Below are 4,248 nucleotides of genomic sequence, written 5' to 3'. Positions count from 1 at the left end.
CCCTCCCACCTCGCCGCGCCACCCCACCGTGCCCCAGCGCCCCGGCTCAACCACGCCCGCCCGCGGTTGAGCACTGACTACTCACTCACCGCTCACCCCACGAGCGGCTCCGCCAATCCAGCGAGGCAACCGTCACGGCACGCGACGGATCACCGTCCCATTCCACCTCCACCAAAAGCCCGGCATCACCCAACGCAGCCACCACCTCGCGCCCGATCGACGCAGTCGTCTCCGCAGAGTCCGTCGAACCCGTGGTAGTAAAGGCTCAGCGCGCAGCCCGTCGCCGCCGATCTCCGCGCAGCCGCAACTCCGGTAGCACGCGAGGTCCTTGCTGGCCGTGATCCCGAGCCCGCCAATACACCGAACACACGAGTGAGACACTCCGGATCCGTCTACCCCTCCCGCTCCGCCTGCTCGTCAACACGCTCCATCCAAAGCCGAACCACCAGAGCCTCCGCCTGCACGGTACTCAAGCTCATAGCTGGCCCGACCCTCATGCCACACCTGGATGTAGACATCCGATATGTCCGGCACCTACTGCACGCAAGAACCGATCCCCTACCCCAACATTGCCCGCCGACCGCACGCCGCGGGAGTGCGTCCGCGAGTGAACGAAGATCGACTGACGTGTGCTAAGGTTTAACCACGTCAAGGGCGATTGGCTCAGCGGGAGAGCGCTTCCTTCACACGGAAGAGGTCACTGGTTCGATCCCAGTATCGCCCACCATCACCGCAGGTCAGAGGGATCTGACCTGCTTTCAGGTGTGCTCCCATTACCTCGGGGGCACGCAAGATCGTGCTCCCGACTCCGGCGTATGCGCAGGTCAGCGTGGATTTGCGCGCTTTGACCTCTTCCCTAGCGTGGCCCCGCGTGTTTTCGCAGGTCAGACCGGGCGTACGTGGGCGACGCGCTCTCCGACAACGAACTGACACGTCGTTACGCAGATCTCGACATGGGTGCCCCTGTGCCGCGGCGCGGCGGGACCGCCGTGGAAGAGTTCACCGGTCGACGTGGCAGGGCGCCGGATAGCGCGCCAACAACGGTCCACAGCGTCCGAGCGCCTGCTACAGCGTGTTCGACCCGCGTCCCAGACAGGGCGCACCTGACACGGGATCAGGCCAGACGGGCGCGGCGCGGGCCGACAGCCCGTCAGCCGTGCTCACAACGCCGCGACCTGGGGCTCGGCGCTTCCGGGCGAAGCAAATGCAGGCTCGGCCCTGCGCTTCAGGGCCGATCTCGACTCGCGCTCCCATCGAATCCGGTTCATACAGCGAGCCTTTCCGGCGGCGTTCAGAGCGCGGCGACTCGTGGCGAAGGATGACGTCCCGCCCAGTGTGTAGGTCTAAGGACTGGGAACTGTGGGTGCCGAGAACTCGTCCATGCTGGTTAGGGGCTGGTCAGGCGGCTTCTTGGTATTCGTGGATAATTCCGCCGATGCGGTCGTGTCGGCGGACGCGGAAGTCGTCGAGGTCGTTGACCGGCGCAGGCAGCGGGGTGAGCGGTGCGGCGCTCACAAGAGTGCGGTGGGGCCGGTGTTCGTTGTAATACCGCTCGTATTCGGCCAGGATCCGGCGCAGGTGGGGGATGTTCCAGATCAGCGTGCGGTCAAGGAGTTCCCGGCGACAGGTACCAATCCACCGTTCCATGACCGCGTTCATGCGCGGCACGCGAATGCCCGATCTGACGATCTGCACACCCGCGGCTGTGAACACGGCGTCGAAGCCCTCGTGGAAGAGTCGGTCGCGGTCGTGCAGCACGAACTTGACTCTCGATCCGGTCTCCTCGAGGTCCATCAGCAGGTTGCGGGTCTGCTGAACGATCCAGTCCTCGCCCGGGTGGATCGTGGCGCCGAGGACGCGGATGCGCAGGTTGGCGTGCTCGATCGCCGCGAGCGCGTACGCCTTCGTCCCGTCGAGCTGTCGTACTCGGAAATAGGATTCCGGCCTCTGGCCTGGGGTTACCCGGAAGGCGGTCTGGGTCAGGGCGAGGCCAGACACCAGCCGCCAGCGGTACTGCGCGCCGCCTGCGCGCAGCCGGGCGCCCCAGCCTGGACGTTCGACCTGTCGTACTCGGAAATAGGATTCCGGCCTCTGGCCTGGGGGTACCCAGAAGGTTTATGCAGCTGCCTGATATTCGCTGATGAGGCCGCCGAGGACTCGTTTTCGACGGACTCGCGCGGTCTCCAGGTCGATGACCTTCGCGATCGGGTGGTCCGGATCGTCGTCGGGAACGTGCTGGCCGATGCCCTGGTGCGGGCGGGCGGCGTTGTAGTGCGCCGCGTATTCAGCCAGGACGGCGCGCAAGTGTGCCTCGTTCAGGATCAACAGGTGGTCGAGCAGTTCGCGCCGTAGCGTGCCAACCAGGCGTTCGCATACGGCGTTCGCCCGCGGCGCCTGCGGCGGGCTTCGCAGGATTCGTAGTCCACAGTCCTCGAAGACCGCGTCGAACGCCTCGGTGAACTGTCCGGCGCGGTCCCGGATCAGGAACCGCATCGCCTCCAGATGTTCTCCCAGCGCCATAGTCAGGTTCCGGGCCTGCTGCGCGGTCCACGCCCCGTCAGGGTTCGCCGTGATCCCGGCGACGTGGACGCGGCGTGTGCCGTGCTCGATGAACACCAGCACGTAGAGCCGCTTGAGCAGAACCGTGTCCACGTGCAGGAAGTCCGTCGCGATCATGGTACGGGCCTGCGCGTGGAGGAATAGTCGCCAGGTGGGGCCGCTGCGGCGCGGCGCCGGGTCGAACCCGGCATCGTGAAGGATCTGCCAGACCGTGGACTTCGCGATCCGATGCCCGAGCTTGACCAGTTCGCCCGCGATCCGCTCGTGACCCCAATACGGATTCTCGCCGGCTATCCGCAGGATCAGGGCCTTGACGGCTGGCCGGGTCGAGGGCCGGCCTGGTGCCCGACGCGACGGGGTGTACTTCCCAGCCACGAGCCTGCGATGCCAAGACAGCAGCGTCTTCGGCGTGACCGGGAACACCTCGGACCACCGCACCCGCGGCACCAGCGCCGACAAAGCCGCGAACCACGCCCGATCCTCAGGCTCGTAGCGCACCCGCGCAATCTGACGGCGCAGCACCGCGTTCTCCTGCCGAAGCACGAGAACTTCCGCGAACAACACCCGGTCGCTGCGCGCCGCGGTCGCCAGCAGCCCCAGCGCCCTGCGACCGAGCCGAAACGCGAATCCAATCAACACCACACCAGCCAACCAGCGCCACAAAGCAGCACGCAAAGCACCAGGTCAACGCGGAATCGTATTTTCGAGTACCACAGGTCATCCACCTGCTGCGCAGGAACCCGGTCCAGCACGTGGCGGCGGCGTTCTTCCACGTCTCCCAGGCCACCGTCTCGCGCCGTTGGGACCTGCTGCGCCCGGTCATCGCCACGGTGCTCGAGGACCTTGCCCCCGATCCACGCGCGATCGCCCGCGCCGGCACCGCTCTGGTGGACGGCACCATCTGCCCGACCTGGGACTGGAAGCACCGCGGCGACCTGTACTCGGTCAAGGCCGGATACGCGGGGATGAACGTGCAGATCGCCTGTTCGATGGACGGCGACCTCGCCGCGATCGGCCCCATGCCGATCCCCGGCGCCCGCCACGACGCCTACGCGTACGCCGCCTCGGGCCTGAAAAACCTGATGCACGGCATCCACCAGCTCGCCGATCTCGGCTACGTCGGGGTCGAGGGCATCGACCTCGTGCCGTACAAGAGGCGACCCGGCCGCGACCTGCACGAGAACCACAAGCGAGACAACATGCTGCTCTCCGGCGTCCGAGCGGCCGTGGAACGCGCCGTCGCCCACGTGAAGTCCTGGCGGATCCTGAGCGAAGAAGGCGGACGCTACCGCGCACCGCTTGAGAAGTTCCCCGAGGTCCTCGCCGCCGTCACCGGACTCATCAACCTACGACGATTCCTGCGGGTGGCTTATGAATAGAGCTCCTGGACAAGGTCCACCTCCAGCACGTCCTGACCGCCACCGCGCTCAACCTCGTCCGCCTCGACACCTGGCTCACCGACACGCCACTCGGCGGAACCCGGAAAACCCGCTTCGCCCAGCTACGGCCAGCCCGGATGTGAATTCGCCAGCAGAGTCTTCCAGCGGTTCACTCCAATCCCGATGGGTGCAGGTCCTGGGCGGGCTTGATCAGCTGGGGAGTTTCCGGATTCTCGAGACAGACCTGTGGCGTATGGCCCTAGCGTGGTGTCGAGGCCCGCAGTGAATGTGGGTTCTGATGCACCGTGCT

The 4,248-nt window shown here is 66.4% G+C and carries 4 protein-coding genes and 1 tRNA gene; 2 read left to right on the top strand and 3 right to left on the bottom strand.

Features of this window, described 5'->3' with window-relative positions:
- Positions 1–85 precede the first annotated feature (85 nt).
- A complete protein-coding gene (locus tag KDL01_RS46905; protein WP_438802018.1) occupies positions 86–202 on the bottom strand; it encodes a hypothetical protein in 117 nt (38 codons plus the stop codon).
- 450 nt (positions 203–652) lie between these two features.
- Between KDL01_RS46905 and KDL01_RS39375 the strand changes: the two genes are divergently transcribed.
- A tRNA-Val gene (locus tag KDL01_RS39375) sits at positions 653–727 on the top strand.
- Positions 728–1,398: 671 nt separating this feature from the next.
- Here KDL01_RS39375 and KDL01_RS44965 read toward each other — a convergent pair.
- Together KDL01_RS44965 and KDL01_RS39365 are read right to left on the bottom strand one after the other, a co-directional pair.
- The gene (locus tag KDL01_RS44965) at positions 1,399–1,998 is read right to left on the bottom strand and encodes an integrase core domain-containing protein (RefSeq protein ID WP_212533828.1); all 600 of its coding nucleotides are present in this window, start codon (positions 1,996–1,998) and stop codon (positions 1,399–1,401) included.
- 117 nt (positions 1,999–2,115) lie between these two features.
- On the bottom strand, positions 2,116–3,222 hold the full coding sequence (locus KDL01_RS39365; RefSeq protein WP_212533827.1) for an integrase core domain-containing protein: 1,107 nt from the start codon (positions 3,220–3,222) through the stop codon (positions 2,116–2,118).
- An 89-nt stretch (positions 3,223–3,311) separates the two neighbouring features.
- Between KDL01_RS39365 and KDL01_RS39360 the strand changes: the two genes are divergently transcribed.
- The gene (locus tag KDL01_RS39360) at positions 3,312–3,938 is read left to right on the top strand and encodes a transposase family protein (protein WP_212533826.1); all 627 of its coding nucleotides are present in this window, start codon (positions 3,312–3,314) and stop codon (positions 3,936–3,938) included.
- Positions 3,939–4,248 lie beyond the last annotated feature (310 nt).

It is taken from the genome of Actinospica durhamensis (assembly GCF_018139695.1).
GTDB lineage: Bacteria > Actinomycetota > Actinomycetes > Streptomycetales > Catenulisporaceae > Actinospica > Actinospica durhamensis.
Note: the sequence above shows the minus strand (reverse complement) of the source record. Positions and strands in the feature narration are given on the sequence as shown.